The 16,706-nt window shown below is 38.3% G+C and carries 19 protein-coding genes and 2 pseudogenes; 9 read left to right on the top strand and 12 right to left on the bottom strand.

Going from position 1 to position 16,706, the window contains the following annotated elements; genetic code table 11:
- Positions 1–30: 30 nt before the first annotated feature.
- Complete coding sequence (locus tag ACXVWB_RS02620) at positions 31–1,383, top strand: GntT/GntP/DsdX family permease (protein WP_297568565.1); 1,353 nt, start codon at positions 31–33, stop codon at positions 1,381–1,383.
- A gap of 110 nt (positions 1,384–1,493) precedes the next feature.
- On the opposite strand, the pseudogene ACXVWB_RS02625 reads toward ACXVWB_RS02620, so the two are convergent.
- The 3 genes and pseudogenes from ACXVWB_RS02625 to pmbA form a co-directional block, all read right to left on the bottom strand.
- A pseudogene (locus tag ACXVWB_RS02625) lies at positions 1,494–2,145 on the bottom strand (IS1595 family transposase).
- Between the two features lie 48 nt (positions 2,146–2,193).
- On the bottom strand, positions 2,194–2,733 hold the full coding sequence (gene hpt / locus ACXVWB_RS02630; RefSeq protein WP_297568558.1) for a hypoxanthine phosphoribosyltransferase: 540 nt from the start codon (positions 2,731–2,733) through the stop codon (positions 2,194–2,196).
- Positions 2,734–2,935: 202 nt separating this feature from the next.
- The gene (gene pmbA / locus ACXVWB_RS02635) at positions 2,936–4,291 is read right to left on the bottom strand and encodes a metalloprotease PmbA (RefSeq protein ID WP_297568548.1); all 1,356 of its coding nucleotides are present in this window, start codon (positions 4,289–4,291) and stop codon (positions 2,936–2,938) included.
- Positions 4,292–4,379: 88 nt separating this feature from the next.
- On the opposite strand from pmbA, the gene yjgA reads away from it, so the two are divergent.
- The 6 genes from yjgA to rapZ all read left to right on the top strand — a co-directional run bounded on the left by yjgA (position 4,380) and on the right by rapZ (position 8,246).
- Entirely contained in the window at positions 4,380–4,916 is a 537-nt protein-coding gene (yjgA, locus tag ACXVWB_RS02640; RefSeq protein WP_297568545.1) for a ribosome biogenesis factor YjgA, read from the top strand.
- Between the two features lie 81 nt (positions 4,917–4,997).
- Positions 4,998–5,606: an LPS export ABC transporter periplasmic protein LptC gene (gene lptC / locus ACXVWB_RS02645; protein ID WP_297568544.1), complete on the top strand. Its 609-nt coding sequence runs from the start codon at positions 4,998–5,000 to the stop codon at positions 5,604–5,606.
- On the top strand, positions 5,587–6,105 hold the full coding sequence (gene lptA, locus ACXVWB_RS02650; RefSeq protein ID WP_297568542.1) for a lipopolysaccharide transport periplasmic protein LptA: 519 nt from the start codon (positions 5,587–5,589) through the stop codon (positions 6,103–6,105). The genes lptC and lptA overlap by 20 nt, the downstream gene beginning before the upstream one ends.
- A gap of 3 nt (positions 6,106–6,108) precedes the next feature.
- Positions 6,109–6,834: an LPS export ABC transporter ATP-binding protein gene (gene lptB, locus ACXVWB_RS02655; protein WP_049364392.1), complete on the top strand. Its 726-nt coding sequence runs from the start codon at positions 6,109–6,111 to the stop codon at positions 6,832–6,834.
- Positions 6,835–6,837: 3 nt separating this feature from the next.
- Positions 6,838–7,341: a PTS IIA-like nitrogen regulatory protein PtsN gene (gene ptsN, locus ACXVWB_RS02660; RefSeq protein WP_289901271.1), complete on the top strand. Its 504-nt coding sequence runs from the start codon at positions 6,838–6,840 to the stop codon at positions 7,339–7,341.
- Between the two features lie 47 nt (positions 7,342–7,388).
- Complete coding sequence (gene rapZ, locus ACXVWB_RS02665; RefSeq protein WP_289901272.1) at positions 7,389–8,246, top strand: RNase adapter RapZ; 858 nt, start codon at positions 7,389–7,391, stop codon at positions 8,244–8,246.
- A 42-nt stretch (positions 8,247–8,288) separates the two neighbouring features.
- On the opposite strand, the gene ACXVWB_RS02670 is transcribed toward rapZ, so the two are convergent.
- The 4 genes from ACXVWB_RS02670 to ACXVWB_RS02685 are packed head-to-tail and all read right to left on the bottom strand — an operon-like array spanning position 8,289 to position 10,895.
- On the bottom strand, positions 8,289–8,969 hold the full coding sequence (locus ACXVWB_RS02670) for a M15 family metallopeptidase (RefSeq protein WP_289901273.1): 681 nt from the start codon (positions 8,967–8,969) through the stop codon (positions 8,289–8,291).
- A 1-nt stretch (position 8,970) separates the two neighbouring features.
- A complete protein-coding gene (dapE, locus tag ACXVWB_RS02675) occupies positions 8,971–10,104 on the bottom strand; it encodes a succinyl-diaminopimelate desuccinylase (RefSeq protein WP_289901274.1) in 1,134 nt (377 codons plus the stop codon).
- A gap of 27 nt (positions 10,105–10,131) precedes the next feature.
- On the bottom strand, positions 10,132–10,476 hold the full coding sequence (locus tag ACXVWB_RS02680) for an ArsC family reductase (RefSeq protein WP_289901275.1): 345 nt from the start codon (positions 10,474–10,476) through the stop codon (positions 10,132–10,134).
- A gap of 8 nt (positions 10,477–10,484) precedes the next feature.
- On the bottom strand, positions 10,485–10,895 hold the full coding sequence (locus ACXVWB_RS02685; RefSeq protein WP_289901276.1) for a helix-turn-helix domain-containing protein: 411 nt from the start codon (positions 10,893–10,895) through the stop codon (positions 10,485–10,487).
- A 168-nt stretch (positions 10,896–11,063) separates the two neighbouring features.
- Here ACXVWB_RS02685 and ACXVWB_RS02690 point away from each other — a divergent pair, with 168 nt between their 5' ends.
- The gene (locus ACXVWB_RS02690) at positions 11,064–11,219 is read left to right on the top strand and encodes a hypothetical protein (protein ID WP_162836956.1); all 156 of its coding nucleotides are present in this window, start codon (positions 11,064–11,066) and stop codon (positions 11,217–11,219) included.
- A 137-nt stretch (positions 11,220–11,356) separates the two neighbouring features.
- Here ACXVWB_RS02690 and htpG read toward each other — a convergent pair whose 3' ends face one another.
- A complete protein-coding gene (gene htpG, locus ACXVWB_RS02695) occupies positions 11,357–13,237 on the bottom strand; it encodes a molecular chaperone HtpG (protein WP_289901277.1) in 1,881 nt (626 codons plus the stop codon).
- Positions 13,238–13,372: 135 nt separating this feature from the next.
- Between htpG and ACXVWB_RS02700 the strand changes: the two are divergent.
- Positions 13,373–13,666, top strand: a pseudogene (locus ACXVWB_RS02700) (transposase); the annotation flags it as partial.
- Between the two features lie 53 nt (positions 13,667–13,719).
- On the opposite strand, the gene ACXVWB_RS02705 reads toward ACXVWB_RS02700, so the two are convergent.
- The 4 genes from ACXVWB_RS02705 to ACXVWB_RS02720 form a co-directional block, all read right to left on the bottom strand.
- Positions 13,720–14,238, bottom strand: a complete 519-nt coding sequence (locus ACXVWB_RS02705) for an opacity family porin (RefSeq protein WP_289901278.1) — start codon at positions 14,236–14,238, stop codon at positions 13,720–13,722.
- 50 nt (positions 14,239–14,288) lie between these two features.
- On the bottom strand, positions 14,289–14,804 hold the full coding sequence (locus ACXVWB_RS02710; protein ID WP_289901279.1) for a SprT family zinc-dependent metalloprotease: 516 nt from the start codon (positions 14,802–14,804) through the stop codon (positions 14,289–14,291).
- 52 nt (positions 14,805–14,856) lie between these two features.
- Entirely contained in the window at positions 14,857–16,011 is a 1,155-nt protein-coding gene (gene metK / locus ACXVWB_RS02715) for a methionine adenosyltransferase (RefSeq protein ID WP_289901280.1), read from the bottom strand.
- A gap of 78 nt (positions 16,012–16,089) precedes the next feature.
- Positions 16,090–16,680, bottom strand: a complete 591-nt coding sequence (locus ACXVWB_RS02720) for an anthranilate synthase component II (RefSeq protein WP_289901281.1) — start codon at positions 16,678–16,680, stop codon at positions 16,090–16,092.
- Between the last annotated feature and the right edge of the window lie 26 nt (positions 16,681–16,706).

Here is a 16,706-nt window from a genome sequence, read left to right on the forward strand (position 1 = left end):
CAGAACGTTTTTGAATAAGAGGGCATCTTTATGTCAAATGAAGTTCTTATTTTAATCGGTGTTGTGAGTGTTATCGCGCTTTTGACTTTGATGATTAAAGGTAAAGTTCATCCATTTATTGCGTTAGGGCTGGTGAGTATTGCAGTTTCGCTTTCTGCTGGCATTCCGATGGGGAAAGTTATTCCAACGTTAATTAGTGGTATGGGTGGCACCTTAGGTAGCGTTGCTTTGATTGTTGGTCTTGGAGCAATGTTGGGTAAAGTGATTGAGAAATCTAATGGCGCAGATGTACTTGCGAGTTGGTTGCTTGATAAGTTTGGTGCCAAAAGAGCGCCATTTGCATTAGCAATGACAGGTTTTATTTTTGGTATCCCTGTTTTTGTTGATGTTGGTTTCATTGTATTAATCCCAATTATCTTCAGTGTAGCTCGTCGCCTTGGTGGTAATATGTTGGTCTATGCATTACCAATTGGTTTGTCTATGTTGACAGTGCATGTACTTATGCCACCTCATCCAGGTGTAGTTGCTGGTGCTCAAGTGTTAAATGCTGATATTGGTTTAGTACTAGGATTAGGCTTTGTCGCAGCGCTTCCTGCAGTTTTAATTGGTCAAACATTTATTCCATTTTTTACAAAAAATAATTTTGTGAGCATTCCAACTTCAAGTGATCTACTTGAATATCAAAAACTTCGTTCACAAGAAGATAATGGCTTACCATCATTTGGAACTGTGTTATCAATGATAGTTTTCCCATTAGTATTAATCATGTTGGGGACAGTAACAGCTACAACATTACCAAAAGAAAGTGTTGTTCGTGAATTTTTTAGTATGGTAGGGGCGTCACCGTTTGCTTTAATGATTGCCGTATGCTTATCCTCTTATGTACTTGGTATTAAACGTGGCTGGGGCAAAGATCAATTAGAAGAAATCTTAAACTCAGCATTAGCACCTATCGCGGGCATTATCTTAATTACTGGTGCTGGTGGTATGTTTGGTAAAGTGTTAGATGCGAGTGGCGTAGGTAAAGCATTAGCAGATGTCTTATCCAGTACTGGATTACCTGTCTTATTGCTCGGTTTCATTCTTGCCGCATTGTTACGCGCAGCACAAGGTTCAGCTACAGTAGCCGTAATTACTACAGCAACTATTTTAGCGCCAGCAATTACTACAGCAGGTTATACGGGTATTCAAGCCGCATTAGTTACCGCAGCGATAGGAGCTGGTTCTATGACCTTATCACATGTTAACGATAGCTTGTTCTGGGTATGGACGAAATTCTTTGGCATTACAATTTCTCAGGGACTGAGAACTTGGTCAATTCTCACGACAATTTACGGCACAATCGCATTTGGATTTGTGTGTTTAATGTGGGCTTTTGTTTAATCAATGCTAAGGCAAGTTATGGCAACATAGCTTGCCTTTATTTTATGAGGAACTTTTTATGTTTAAAAATCTCTTCTCATATTATCTTTTGGGGATGACGTAGATTAGCCCTAAATACCACTCCATTTTCGCAATGTTTTAAGTTGTTCTTTTGGTGATCCAAAGTTAAACCAAAATTCACATTTCTTCAATAATAAAGGAAGTTTTTTCGGTCGATGCCATTATATTTTCGGAGTATTCTCTTCGCCTGACTCCAGAAATTTTCTATTCCATTTATGTGGTTTTGTTTCACCGCAAATAGTTCGGAATGATTGATTCGTTCGTGGTGAAATTTGCTCACATCAAGAGCATCATAGCTTCGATAAGTATCGGTATAAACCCAGCTGTTAGTCTTGATTTTTATCATAATAACAGGCATTAATGTCTCTGTTCTGGTATTTTCTACCACCACCGTAAATACTTTTCCTTGTCGCTTTAACAAACCGAATACAGTAACTTTTCCTGCTGCGCCTCGACCTCGTTTTCCTTTACGATGACCGCCAAAATAGCTTTCATTAAGCTCAAGTTGACCATCAACAACCTCATCGGCTTCAAGGGCTAAATGATAGCTAATGACTTCACGAATTTTTCTGTAAAAAAAATCGCTGAATTGGCTTAGATACCGAGTAAATCAGCCGCTGCTCGGGCTGTCACTTCTAATACAAAAAATTCAAGGAGCTTATTTTGTATAGATTTCTTTAATTTACAATGAGTTATATTCATTTTTTATAGACTAGCACACTTACTAATCTACATCATCCCCCAAATAAATTATTCGTCTATAACCACTTTACCAATATAGCCTAGATTACGATAACGTTGAGCGTAATCAATACCATAGCCGACAACAAATTCATCCGGAATAGAAAAACCAATCCATTCAACCGGTACTTCCACTTCTCGGCGAGAAGGTTTATCTAACAAGGTACAAATCGCCAAGCTTGCAGGATCGCGTAAATTTAAAATGCCACGCACTTTTTCAAGGGTGTAACCTGTATCAATAATGTCCTCAACAATTAGCACATGTTCATTACGAATATCGCCTTCAAGATCTTTCGTAATTTTAACATCGTGATTACTTGTCATCCCAGCGCCATAACTTGATGTGGTCATAAACTCCACTTCTACCGGTAATTTTAATTTACGTACGAGATCGGCCATGAACATAAATGAACCACGTAAAAGCCCAACAACAATCAGTTTATCAACGGCTTGTTGTTGATAAAAATGCGTAATTTCTGCGCCAAGTTCAGTAATGCGGCTACGAACATCCGCTTCTGAAATTAAAATATCGACGTGGTGTTTTTTCATGGTCTTTCCCTTTTAATTTAATCGTTTGCGTATTCTACAATAAAAAAGGCTGAAGTTTAAACCTTCAGCCTTTTTAACCCTAACGAATTTACTTTCTACTCTACCTGTTGGAGCAATCTGCAATCGCTGCTAAACAGATGTGCGTATAGTAGCAGAAAGAAATTACATGTCAATAAGAATTATTATCATTTTAAAAAATTTATTAATTTCCTGAAATTTTCATCTTATCTAACAAGATTGAACCTGTTTGAATATTGGAGCGATGTTCAATATCATCTGCTACTGCCACAATATTTTTCAACATATCCTGTAATTGACCGGCAATGGTAATTTCAGCAACTGGATACTGGATTTCACCATTCTCCACCCAGAAGCCTGCTGCGCCACGGGAATAATCCCCCGTCACAATATTTACGCCTTGCCCCATGACATCTGTCACCAATAAACCGGTGCCCATTTGACGTAAAAGTGCGGTCAATCCGCCCGTTAAATTTGGTTTCACAAGCCAGTTATGAATACCGCCTGCATGACCGGTACTTTGCATGCCCATTTTTCTACCGCTGTAACTGGTGAGCAAATAGGTTTGCAATACGCCATCTTGAATAATTTCAAGATCCTGTGTTCGCACCCCTTCGCTATCAAAAGGCGTGGATGCTAAACGTTTTAACAAATGAGGACGCTCACTAATTTGGAACCAATCTGGCAATACTTGTTTTCCAAGATGATCGAGCAAGAAACTGGATTTACGATATAAGCTGCCGCCACTAATCGCGCCAGTTAAATGAGAGATTAATCCTGTTGCCACATCATTTAAGAAAATCACCGGCACTTCACGTGTCGTTAATTTTTGTGGATTTAAACGCGCAATCACTTTTTTTGCACAATTCTGTCCTACCCAATCCGCTGGAGAAAGCGCATCAAACTCACGTGAAACTGTATATTCGTAGTCATTTTCAAGTTGATCTAGCTCGCCACCAATCACCGAACAAGATAAAGAATAGCGGCTAGATAAGTAACTTTGTAGCATGCCGTGTGTATTGCCATAAACACGCACGCCAGTATGCGAATTAAAGCTTGCGCCATTACTATTCACAATTTTAGCATCGTATTCCAACGCTGATTTTTCAGCTTCTAAAGCTAATTTTGTAGCCTGTTCGACATCGACATTTGCACTATGATAAAGCGCTAAATCAGGTGCTTCAAAAGCCATTAGTTCTTTATTGGCTAGCCCTGTGCAATCATCTGGTGAAGTATATTTTGCAATAGCAAGTGCTGCTTCAACGGTATTTTTAATCGCTTCTTCACTTAAGTCTGAGGTAGAAGCATTGCCTTTTTGTTGGCCTAAATAAACAGAAATGCCTAATGCCCCATCATTAGTAAATTCAACATTTTCAATCTCTTGCAGACGGGTTGAAACCGATAAACCACTCACTTTTGTCACACCGACTTCAGCGGTTGCCCCCGCTTTCTGCGCGGTTTCAATCGCAAAACTGACTGCATCACGCAATGTTTGCTCTTGAGATTTTAAAAGTGCGGTTAAATTTTCTGCTGTTTTCATGATGATAATCCTATTAAAAATTTGCGCCATTTTATCTTATTTTGAAAGTTTATGCTAAAATGCACCAAATTTTTCATAAGGTAATAGAATGGCAAAACGTAAGAAAAAAGAAGCCTTTGATTGGGAAGATGAAGACCAAGAAGAGATTATTTGGGTAAGTAAAAGTGAAATCAAACGCGACGCTGAGGATTTAAAACAGCTCGGCGAGAAATTGGTGAACTTAACCAAAGCAAATCTGACTAAGGTTCCACTAGACGATAGCTTGAAAGATGCCATTGAATTAGCGCAACGCCTGCAAAAAGAAGCGCGTCGTCGCCAATTACAATATATTGGAAAGCTCTTACGCTCAATTGATGCTGAGCCTATTCGTGAAGCGTTAGAAAAAATTGAAAACAAACATAATCAGCAGCAAGCGATGTTGCATAAATTGGAAATCTTACGTGATGAGTTGGTTGTGAAAGGTGATGCAGCACTGACTGATTTGTTAAATGAGCATCCTTCTGCAGATCGCCAACAATTACGTAATTTGATTCGTGCAGCACAAAAAGAAAAGGAACAAAATAAGCCGTCAAAAGCTTATCGCGAGATTTATCAGATCTTAAAAACTCTCATTTTAGAAGACTAAAATACAGCTATTTTTGACCGCACTTTGTGTCAAAAAAGTGCTATGATTAGTTACCCTTTTAAGAAGGAAAGAACGTTATTTATGAATATTCGTTGGAATATTATTTTAGGTGTCATCGCCCTGGCTTTATTAGGCTGGTATTATTCGCTTAATCAAGATCATAGCGATTTACAAAGCCTCATTAAAAAACCTGATAGCCCAGAATACGTCGGCAATAAAATGGAAACCACCGTATTCTCGCCTGAAGGCAAAAAGCAATATCTCGCGATTTCCGACAAAGTGGAATATTACACGCAAGACGGTCATACGGATTTTATTTCACCGTTAGTCTATCTTTTTGATGTTTCTTTGGACAATAAAGACAAAGAAGCAAAAACCGATAAAATTCAATTAGAAAAACAAAATTGGAAGCTTAGCGCGAAAAAGGCAAAATTAACAAAAGATCAAATACTCTATCTTGAAGGCGGCGTGGTTGCCGAGAGTCTTGATCCTTTATCTCGCCTGCAACGTGTTGAGACTGAAGCGGCAGTGATTAATTTAAAAACACAAGACATTACTTCCGATACACAAGTAAAAATTAACGGATTAAACTTTAACTCAAGTGGATTGAAGCTCGTCGGAAATTTACGTCAGCAAGTTGCAACTCTAAAGGAACAGGTAAAAACATATTATGAAATCAACAAACAATAAAATTCTGCTTTTAACGGCGTTAATGATGACTTCTTTATCTGCTTTTGCGTTAAAAGACGATACTAATAAACCGATTAATATTGTCTCAGATAATCAATCTTTAGATATGGAAAACAGCGTGGTAACCTTTACAGATAACGTTGTGATTACACAAGGTTCCATTTTGATTAAAGCCAATAAAGTGGTTATTACTCGTCCACCAGAAAATTCAGGTAAAAAAGAAACTGTTGAAGCCTTTGGTAGCCCTGTTACTTTCCACCAACAACTTGATGATGGGAAGCCTGTTGATGGTAAAGCCAATAAAGTTCACTACGATTTAGGCACAGAATTCTTAACATTAACCGGTAAGGCTGAATTAAAACAATTAGATAGCAAAATTAACGGTGAACGCATCACTTATGATGTGAAAAAACAACAGTTAAAAGCCAATGGTAATGGAAAATCACGCGTGCAAACCGTCTTAATTCCAACCCAATTACAACAAAAAGGTAAAAAATAACCGATGTCTGTATTACAAGCCGAATTCCTCGCAAAAAGTTATAAAAGCCGAAAAGTGGTTTCTGATGTGAGTTTAACCGTAAACTCCAATGAAATTGTGGGCCTACTAGGTCCAAATGGTGCCGGTAAAACCACCACTTTCTACATGGTCGTCGGTTTAGTGCGTCACGATCAGGGGAAAATCACCATTGATGGCGATGATATTAGCGTATTACCTATGCATGAACGTGCACGCAGAGGAATTGGCTATTTACCACAAGAAGCCTCTATCTTTCGCCGTTTAACCGTATATGAAAATCTTATGGCGGTATTAGAAATTCGTAAAGATCTCACTGCAGAACAACGCAGAGAGAGAGCGGATGAGTTAATTGATGAGTTCAATATTAGCCATATTCGTGATAGCCTGGGACAATCTCTTTCTGGTGGTGAACGTCGTCGTGTAGAAATTGCGCGCGCCTTAGCAGCAAATCCAAAATTTATTTTATTAGATGAACCTTTTGCGGGTGTGGATCCTATTTCGGTCACGGATATTAAGAAAATCATCACGGATCTCCGTAATCGTGGCTTAGGCGTGTTAATTACTGACCATAACGTACGCGAAACCCTTGATGTTTGTGAACGCGCTTACATTGTTGGTGAAGGGAAAATTATCGCGACCGGCACACCGGAAGAAGTTATGAATGATGAGCACGTTAAGCGTGTCTATTTAGGTGAGCAATTTAAACTATAACCTATGAAATTTACGACCTTACTCTCCCCTGATGATATTCGTCAGGGGGTTGTTTTTTCTAGCAAGAAACGATTATTTGAATCCATTGCAGCTTTCGTTGTGGAGAAACTTCATGGTGAAAATGGCGAGCAGGCTTGTTTTGAATGTTTATTTGAACGAGAAAAATTAGGCAATTCTGGATTAGGTAATGGCGTCGCAATGCCTAAAGCCAAATTACCTAAAAATGTTTTAGATAAAATATTAACCATATTTATGCAGTTAGATAGTCCTGTTGAATATGATTCTGCAGATAACAAACCGGTAGATATCGTTTTTGCGGTACTCGTACCTGAAAATCTCTGCCAAGAATACATCCCAGTTTTGGCTAAGCTCACTGAAAAATTAACCGATAAAAGCTTAATTAAACAACTTCGCTCTGCAAAAAGTGCGGATGAAATTTGGCAAGTTTTTGAATGTGCCGATCATTCTGAAAAAACTAATGATAATAAAAAGTTAGATAAAGTATAATCTCAAAAAATATCACTTAACCGACTAAATTATAAGGAATATCGTAGATGGAAATTATTATTATCAGCGGTCGCTCAGGCGCAGGAAAATCTGTCGCATTACGAGCTTTGGAAGATATGGGCTATTATTGCGTGGATAATCTTCCTCTCGATTTACTTCCTCAACTCACCAATATTCTCGCCAAAACTCAAACGGCTGTCGCCATCAGCCTCGATATTCGAAATCTTCCTCATTCAAGTGCTGACTTAGACAAAATTCTGACCGATATTCAAGGTACTTATTCCGTCAAAATCATCTTTCTGGACAGCGATCGTAGTACACTTATTCGTCGTTACAGCGATTCACGTCGTCTTCATCCACTTTCAGCACAAGATCTCCCGCTTGAGTCAGCGATTGATTTAGAATATCAGCAACTTGAGCCTTTAATTCAACATGCTAATTTTATTATTGATACTGCGCCACTTTCCACTCATGCGTTATCTGAACGTTTAAGGGAAGTTTTACGCGGTAATACAGATAAAGAACTGAAGATCGTAGTTGAGTCATTTGGCTTTAAATATGGCATTCCGCTTGACGCTGATTATGTCTTCGATGTGCGTTTTCTACCTAATCCGCACTGGAATCCAGAACTGCGCCCAATGACAGGGCTTGATGAACCTGTTGCACAATTTTTGCTTGCGCATGATGAAGTGAATAATTTTATCTACCAAACGCGTAATTACATTGAAACGTGGTTACCGATGTTAGAGCAACATAATCGAAGCTATTTAACCATTGCCATTGGTTGTACGGGCGGTAAACATCGTTCTGTTTATATCGCTCAACAAATCGGTGAATATTTCCAAGCTAAAGGTAAGAATGTAAAAATTCAGCATAAATCCTTGGAAAAAAATAAAAAGAATTAATCAATATCATAAAAAACGCAGCGACCTCGCTGCGTTTTTTTGTTAAACCACATATTGTTCAAAAATCTCAGGCAAGTGTGTAATTAACGTTTCTTTTCCATCCACGATTTCATGCTGCCAAACTTTCAATAGTACATCTGGCGTAAATAATTGTGAGGCCTGATCAGCTAAAGGTAAATAGCTAATATGCCAAGGCTCTCGGCCGATTTTTTTACCTTCTGGTTGGCTAATAAAAGGCAAAGCAAAATCAAAGTGCGGTAGATTTTCAGTGAGAAATTCACTAAGTTCAAAGAAATAACCACCCTTTTCATATTCCCAAGGTTCAAGTTGTAAAGATTGACCTTGAGGCAAAAGATCAGGATCAAAAATATCGATTTCACTTCCCCAATGATGACGACTGCCACCCGGAAGCGCTGACCAACGTAAAATAGCTTGTGCTTTTTGCCAATCATCTAACAACGCTAAATCTAATGAATTTCCCGCATCATCATGAACCTTGCGTTCACCGTTAAATTTACCGTTCCAAATGAGTTGTTGACGTTCAAAATCACGAAAGCTACTCGCGGGTTGCAAATTAAAGCCATTTTTGACCGCACTTTGTTGCAATCCTTGAAACGCTTTCATTGCCTCTGCTTGCAAAAAATGATTCAGAGAATGAGGTGTAGGCAAATTGATCAAATGTTCACGAGATTTGCCGGTTAACATTTCGGGCGTTAATTTCATCTTACTTATCCAATAAATTCACTAACATTTGATGATAAATCTGACCGCACTTGGCAAGATCATCAACGTTTACACATTCATTCACTTTATGAATGGTTGCATTAAGCGGCCCAAATTCCACAACTTCAGCACCCATTAATGCAATAAAACGTCCATCAGAGGTACCGCCACCTGTTTCTGCTTGTGGTGTAATACCGGTTGTTTGCTCAATTGCGGTCGTTAATGCATCTAATAATTTACCCGGTTTGGTTAAAAATGGTTTACCCGATAAATTCCAATCCATACGGTATTTCAATCCATGTTTTTCAAGCATTTCTGCCACTTTCTGCTTAATAATTTCGTCTGTAACTTCCGTACAATAACGTAAATTGAATTGCACATAAAGCTCACCAGGGATGACATTATTACTCCCTGTACCCGCATGAATATTTGCAATTTGTAAACTGGTCGGCGGGAAAAATTCGTTACCATTATCCCATTGATAGGTGGTTAATTCCTGCAAGAAAGGCGCCGCTTTGTGAATTGGGTTTTCCGCTAAATGAGGATAAGCCACATGACCTTGAATGCCTTGAATGTAGAGGTTACCTGTAATCGAACCCCGACGACCATTTTTGACTACATCGCCTAATGTTTTCGAGCTCGACGGCTCACCAACCATACAATAAGTAATTTTCTCATCATGCGCCATTAAAGTCTCAACCACTCGCACAGTACCATCTTTTGCAGCGGCCTCTTCATCAGAGGTAATCAATAATGCAATCGTACCCTTATGATTCGGATTGGCTTTTACATATTCTTCTGCCGCAACAATCATTGCAGCAAGGGATCCTTTCATATCCGCCGCACCGCGACCATAAAGCATACCATCAATAATTTCAGCAGAAAACGGAGAATACGACCATTGATTTTCATCACCAGTAGGAACAACATCCGTATGTCCAGCGAAAGCAATAACTGGCTCACCCGCTCCGTGTTTTGCCCATAAATTCAACGTATCATTAAAAGACATCCATTCAATTTGAAAACCTAACTTTTCTAAACGTTCGGCAATAATTTTCTGACATCCCTCGTCATTAGGGCTAATAGAGGGGCGACGAATGAGGTCTTGTGCCAAAAAAATCACTTTTTCTTTCATAAAAACTCCTAAGAAAATAACCGCACTTTAGGCAAAAGCAGCCTGATATTCCTTTTCATTAAATCCAATTAATGCCTTTCCATCTTGTAAAATAATTGGGCGTTTAATTAAGGTTGGATTCTCAGCTAGCACGGAAAGTGCGGTGGTTTTATCAAGGGAATTTTTAACTTGTTCATCCAAATTACGCCAAGTTGTACTGCGTTTATTCATCAACACATCCCAGCCAAATTGAGCTTCTGCCAGAGTTAAAAAATTCGAATCTAAACCATCAACACGGTAGTCGTGAAGTTTGTGTTCAATATGGTGATCCGCCAGCCACTTCAACGCTTTTTTCACTGTATCACAATTTTTAATGCCATAGACTATTAGCATAATATCCCCTAATCTTTCATTTTTTGTTTTAATAAATTTACTATATCTCTTAAAGTTTCTAATTCACTTTCTCTTTGTTTCAATAATTCATCTTTATGTTTTAATTCTAACTTTAATTTTTCTACTTCTAACTCAGCTGATTGATTACCATAATAGTTATTACGAAAATGATTTTGATTATTTTCTCCACCAACTAAAATAACGCCGCTATCATGGGTAGATAACAAATCCAAAAGATCTATTTGTAGGACTGATGCTATCTGTTTCAATTTATGAAGGCTTATATTCGTTTCACCTCTTTCAATTTTTGCATATCCAGCCACAGACATATTCATTCTTTCAGCCATTTCCTCTTGAGACCATTGATTCAACTCTCTGAATAATCTTACTTTCTCATTAACGCTAATTTTAGACCTCATATTTTGTCAAGTAACAAATAGTATAGAACATCATTACAACAACTATCTTTTGCATAATATCCATAAAATTATAATTTCTAAGAATATACACCGCATGAAGATTTTAACCTAAAGTCAATTTAGTGTCGTGTTTTATTCATACTACGTTTAATTTACATTGGAGTATATATGAAAAAAATTGTAATGATTTTATTAGCAACATTTGCTTTAGGTACATTTTCATCTTTTGCTAACGCAGGAAGATGTGATCATTATTGGCAAACCGCAAAAGATGGCTCAGCCTGTGGAGATCGTGCCGCTGATCGTCGCCCAGGCGGACAATAAAAAAAAGAAAAGCCTACATTTATCTTATTTACAACTAAGTAATGAAAATAAGTTAGGTGGTGAAATAAATAAAATAATCTATTCAAAAATAGATTGAAACTAAAAACGCCTTGGAACTACACCAAGGCGTTTATTCATTATGCCAACAACTTATTAATGCGCTTAATAAACGCAGCTAGATTTTCCAAAGATCCGCGCTCTGCTAACATAGCTTGTTCGAGCAACAATTCCACCCAATCAGCAAATTCAATTTCATCTGCAATATCAGCCACTTTTTTCACTAAGTGGTGTTCTGGATTAAGTTCAAAGGTGTATTTTACTTCTGGTACAGGTTGTCCTGCGGCTGCAAACAATTTCGCCATTTGGGTCGTCATTTGATCATTATCCGTAGAAACCACCGCTGGTGTATCCGTTAAATTGTGAGTTAAACGCACCGTTTTCACCCGTTCACCAAGCAAGTTTTTCACACGCTCAATAAAACTACTAAAGGCTTCATCTTGTTGCTTTTGCGTTTCAGATTCTTTATCGGCTAAATCACCTAAATCCAAATCTGCTTTCGTGATACTTTGTAATTGTTTACCGTCGAATTCAGTTAAATAGCTTAACATCCATTCATCAATGCGATCGGAAAGCAATAAAACCTCAATGCCTTTCTTATTGAATAATTCCAAGTGCGGGCTATTTTTCGCTGCGACATAACTATCCGCTGTAATGTAATAGATAGCTTTTTGCCCCTCTTTCATACGCAAGATGTAATCTTCTAAAGAGACAGTTTGCTCGCTGCTATCGTTATGTGTTGAAGCCAAACGCAATAACTTCGCGATAGTTTCTTTGTTAGCAAAATCTTCTGCAGGGCCTTCTTTCAAGACCAAACCAAACTCTTTCCAGAATTGCAGATATTTTTCTGCATCATCTTTTGCTAATTTTTCTAGCATTTGTAATGAACGCTTAGTTAATGCTTTGCGCAATGCCGCAGTAATTTTGTTATTTTGCAAAATTTCACGAGATACATTTAATGGCAAGTCATTGCTATCGATTAAACCACGCATAAAACGTAGATAATTCGGCATAAATTGCTCAGCATCATCCATAATAAATACGCGTTGAACATAAAGTTTTAAGCCATGTTTATGTTCGCGATTAAATAAATCCCAAGGTGCTTTAGCTGGCACATAAAGCAAACTAGTATATGCTTGATTTCCTTCCACTTTGTTATGCGCCCAAGTGACAGGATCCGCAAAATCATGGCTTAAATGTTTATAAAACTCTTTGTATTCCTCATCGGAAATGTCGTTTTTAGAACGTGTCCAAAGGGCATCCGATTTATTGATTTTTTCCCATTTTTCACCGGTTTCTTTGCCTTCGTCATCATATTCTTTGGTGAGCATTTCCACTGGCAAGCCAATATGGTCAGAATATTTACCGATAATTTCACGCAAACGCCATTCGTTTAAAAATTCTTTTTCATCTTCGCGTAAATGTAAAATCACATCAGTACCACGGGATTTTTTCTCAATATCCGCCACGGAATACTCGCCTTCCCCGGCAGATTCCCAAAGCACGCCTTTATCAGTCGCCTCACCTGCCGCACGGGTTTTCACCTTCACTTTATCGGCAACGATAAACGCCGAATAGAAGCCCACACCGAATTGACCGATGAGCTGACTATCTTTCGCTTGATCTTGTCCAAGTGCGGTCAAAAATTCTTTTGTTCCAGATTTGGCAATCGTACCTAAATGATCGATCACTTGTTCACGGGTCATCCCAATCCCGTTATCGCTGATGGTGATAGTGCCTTTATCCGCATCAAAGCTCACGCGCACACGCAAGTCGCCATCACCTTCATATAAAGCAGGGTTGGAAAGTGCTTTAAAGCGTAATTTATCTGCTGCATCAGAGGCATTAGAAATTAATTCACGTAAGAAAATTTCTTTGTTGGAATACAAAGAATGAATCATTAATTGGAGAAGTTGTTTGACTTCAGATTGGAAGCCGCGAGTTTCTTGATTTTGTGACATAATTTTTTCCTTCATAAAGATAAAAATTGAATGTCACAGATATAAGAATAAAAAGAAAGATTTCAAGGGGAAAAGCAAAGTGCGGTGAATTTGATCTGCACCCCAAAAGTTGGACTAAATAAAGTTTGTGGTGTCATTTTGTATTCAGACCAAGGCTGGCAATATCAAATGGTAACTTATCGTCGAATCTTGACTGAACATGGCATCATTCAAAGTATGTCGAGAAAAGGGAATTGCTTGGACAATGCCGCAATGGAAAGTTTCTTTGGGCGATTAAAAACGGAATGTTTTTATGGTCGGGAATTTAAAACAAAAGAAGAGATAGTTGATGCTGTCAGAGATTATTTGGATTACTATAACCACTGACGGATTCAACTAAAATTAAAAGGACTGAGTCCGATACAATATCGAAAACAATCCTTTAAATAACAGTCTAACTTTTGGGGTCAGATCAAAATCAACCGCACTTTTCAAAAGGAAAATTAGAATTCGTAACCTACGCCCACTTTAGCGCCATAGTTATTCACTTTAGTATCGTCAAAGCTACCTAAACGGTTATATTCTAAACCACCGTTTGCATACACCTTTTCGGCTAATTTATATTTAGCCCCTGCTACGACACCATAGCCTACTTTAGTTTCAGAAGAGCTTTTATAGCGTTGATCTGCCCGTTCTTCAAATTTGAAACGGTTAGCCGCAAGACGAGCACCTACATAAGGTTCAATTTGAGAATTGGTATCGAAGTCATAGAACACTGTTGCACCTAAGCCTTGAACTTTAGTGCCTTGAAACTTACCGTGGTGAGTATAATCCCCGGCTACACGTACATTACCTAATTTGTAACCCACTGCAACACGAGGCTCAATTTTAGTTTTGCTTGAACCACCATTGCTTAATTTAGTTCTTGAAAGACCTAGATCACCTTCGGCAAATAAACCAGCATTTGCAGTTGAAGCAACCGCTAATGCACCGACAACGATAGCTAATAATGATTTTTTCATTGGATAACCCCTGTTATTTGATTGAAAACACTGGAAATATATCATATCACTTACTTATTTTCATCATGAAAAAATAATTTTCCTCGGCATTTTCGACATAAATAGATAATTTTGTCGCGTTGAATGCGATTATGCCGACGAATCGTTAAATAATGGGTCTGACATTCACACTGATAAGCAAACATTTTACCTTGTACACTTTCCACATCAAATTGGTGACAAGTATCGGCAGGGAGATTAAATAACTGCGTCATCACCGCTTGCCATTCCTGTCCATGCGGTTTCACTCGCCCAAATACTTGATACACAATAAGGTGGGCTAATTCGTGTGGAACCACCTGACGAATAAATTCATCTGAGTTCTCGAGTAGTAAAGTGCGGTTAAATTTAATCTCATTTTTCTGCAAGTATGCAACGCCAGCCTTTACACCTCGCAAGTCATAACTGATTGTCGGAATAGGAAATTTCCGTTGAAAGTGATTTTCAGTCAGTTGTAATGTTTCTGCAAGTTTGCGCTGTACCTGCATTTTTAAATGCCGAAACTGGGTTTGAGATGACATCATCATGTTAAGTAAACAAAAACCGCTAATTTAGCGGTTTTTATCATACATATTTTATTTATTTAAGACCGGCTGCTGCTCGCAACTCTTCTGCGCGATCCACTTTTTCCCATGGGAATTGTTCACGACCGAAATGTCCATACGCAGCAGTTTGGCGATAAATTGGTTGAATTAAATTTAACATTTTAATTAAACCATAAGGACGTAAATCAAAGAATTCACGCACTAACTTAACCAATAATTCGTTTGATACTTTTCCTGTACCAAAGGTTTCCACCATAATAGAGGTTGGCTCTGCCACACCAATTGCATAAGAAAGTTGAATTTCACAACGATCTGCAAGACCTGCTGCAACAATATTTTTCGCCACATAACGTGCTGCATAAGCAGCTGAACGGTCTACTTTTGATGGATCTTTACCAGAAAATGCACCACCACCATGACGAGCCGCGCTACCGTAGGTATCGACAATGATTTTACGCCCCGTTAAACCACAGTCGCCCATTGGGCCACCAATTACAAAACGCCCTGTTGGGTTAATGAAATATTTTGTTTGTTGAGATAACCATTCGCTTGGCAAAATTGGCTTGATGATTTCTTCCATCACGCCCTCATAAATTTCTTTTTGTGACACTTCTTCACTATGCTGTGTAGAAAGCACTACCGCATCCACGCCCACGATTTTGTTATCTTCATATTTCAAAGTCACTTGGCTTTTCGCATCTGGGCGTAACCACGCGAGTTTTCCACTTTTACGCACATCGGCTTGTTTTTCCATTAAACGATGTGCATAAGTAATCGCTGCAGGCATCAAGACTTCGGTTTCATTTGTTGCATAACCAAACATGATCCCTTGGTCACCCGCACCTTGATCTAATGGATTCTCACGATCCACACCTTGATTAATATCTGATGATTGCTTACCAATCGCATTTAATACGGCACAAGAATTGCCATCAAAGCCCATTTCAGAATGTTTGTAACCAATATCACAAATCACTTGTCGAGTGAGGTTTTCAATATCAACCCATGCTGATGTGGTAATTTCACCACCGACTAACGCCATCCCTGTTTTGACATAGGTCTCACAAGCCACACGTGCTTTAGGATCTTGTTTTAAAATTTCATCAAGTACTGCATCAGAAATTTGATCGGCAATTTTATCTGGATGTCCTTCTGAAACAGATTCAGAAGTAAATAAATAGCTAGACATAAGTTCTCTTCTCTTTTGGATGTATTGACGTATAGACGTCTATAATACGCTTTTTTGACTAATACGCAAGCATTCCTATCAAGTATTTTTGAAATTTAACCAATTTTGTAACATTTGTTCACCGAATTCTGACATGTAAGACTCAGGATGAAATTGCACAGAAAAAATAGGTAAATTTTTGTGCTGTGTTGCCATCACGATTTCATCATCACAAACAGCTGTAATTTCTAATGTCTCTGGTATACTCTCAGTTTGTACTGCCCAGGAATGATAAAGACCTATTTCAAATTCGGCTGGAAGCCCTAAAAATAAGCCTGAATTTGACCGCACTTTTAAACGGCGTTTCTGCCCATGACGCACACTTGGCAAATTATAGAGTTCTCCGCCAAAGAATTCACAAAGGGTTTGATGTCCTAAACAAACACCTAAAATGGACTTTGTTTGATAAAATCGTTCTAACATCGCAAATAATTGTGGATACGTGCTTGGAACATCTGGTCCTGGAGAAATTAAAATATGTGTATAACCTTCTACACAATCTAATGATAAATCTTCAATACTTACCACATCAAAACGTACCTGTAATTGGCGAATAAGATCCACTAAATTATAAGTAAAAGAATCATGGTTATTGATAACTAAAATTTTTTTCATACGGGCTAGTGCCATAATTCGGTGACTAAATTCATTTCAAC

Source organism: Haemophilus sp. SZY H53 (genome assembly GCF_054332375.1).

Bases quoted from the DNA above. Each gene is read 5' to 3' on its own strand.
- ACXVWB_RS02620 (WP_297568565.1), top strand. From the start codon at position 31: ATGTCAAATGAAGTTCTTATTTTAATCGGTGTTGTGAGTGTTATCGCG.
- hpt (WP_297568558.1), bottom strand. From the start codon at position 2,733: ATGAAAAAACACCACGTCGATATTTTAATTTCAGAAGCGGATGTTCGT.
- pmbA (WP_297568548.1), bottom strand. From the start codon at position 4,291: ATGAAAACAGCAGAAAATTTAACCGCACTTTTAAAATCTCAAGAGCAA.
- yjgA (WP_297568545.1), top strand. From the start codon at position 4,380: ATGGCAAAACGTAAGAAAAAAGAAGCCTTTGATTGGGAAGATGAAGAC.
- lptC (WP_297568544.1), top strand. From the start codon at position 4,998: ATGAATATTCGTTGGAATATTATTTTAGGTGTCATCGCCCTGGCTTTA.
- lptA (WP_297568542.1), top strand. From the start codon at position 5,587: ATGAAATCAACAAACAATAAAATTCTGCTTTTAACGGCGTTAATGATG.
- lptB (WP_049364392.1), top strand. From the start codon at position 6,109: ATGTCTGTATTACAAGCCGAATTCCTCGCAAAAAGTTATAAAAGCCGA.
- ptsN (WP_289901271.1), top strand. From the start codon at position 6,838: ATGAAATTTACGACCTTACTCTCCCCTGATGATATTCGTCAGGGGGTT.
- rapZ (WP_289901272.1), top strand. From the start codon at position 7,389: ATGGAAATTATTATTATCAGCGGTCGCTCAGGCGCAGGAAAATCTGTC.
- ACXVWB_RS02670 (WP_289901273.1), bottom strand. From the start codon at position 8,969: ATGAAATTAACGCCCGAAATGTTAACCGGCAAATCTCGTGAACATTTG.
- dapE (WP_289901274.1), bottom strand. From the start codon at position 10,104: ATGAAAGAAAAAGTGATTTTTTTGGCACAAGACCTCATTCGTCGCCCC.
- ACXVWB_RS02680 (WP_289901275.1), bottom strand. From the start codon at position 10,476: ATGCTAATAGTCTATGGCATTAAAAATTGTGATACAGTGAAAAAAGCG.
- ACXVWB_RS02685 (WP_289901276.1), bottom strand. From the start codon at position 10,895: ATGAGGTCTAAAATTAGCGTTAATGAGAAAGTAAGATTATTCAGAGAG.
- ACXVWB_RS02690 (WP_162836956.1), top strand. From the start codon at position 11,064: ATGAAAAAAATTGTAATGATTTTATTAGCAACATTTGCTTTAGGTACA.
- htpG (WP_289901277.1), bottom strand. From the start codon at position 13,237: ATGTCACAAAATCAAGAAACTCGCGGCTTCCAATCTGAAGTCAAACAA.
- ACXVWB_RS02705 (WP_289901278.1), bottom strand. From the start codon at position 14,238: ATGAAAAAATCATTATTAGCTATCGTTGTCGGTGCATTAGCGGTTGCT.
- ACXVWB_RS02710 (WP_289901279.1), bottom strand. From the start codon at position 14,804: ATGATGATGTCATCTCAAACCCAGTTTCGGCATTTAAAAATGCAGGTA.
- metK (WP_289901280.1), bottom strand. From the start codon at position 16,011: ATGTCTAGCTATTTATTTACTTCTGAATCTGTTTCAGAAGGACATCCA.
- ACXVWB_RS02720 (WP_289901281.1), bottom strand. From the start codon at position 16,680: ATGGCACTAGCCCGTATGAAAAAAATTTTAGTTATCAATAACCATGAT.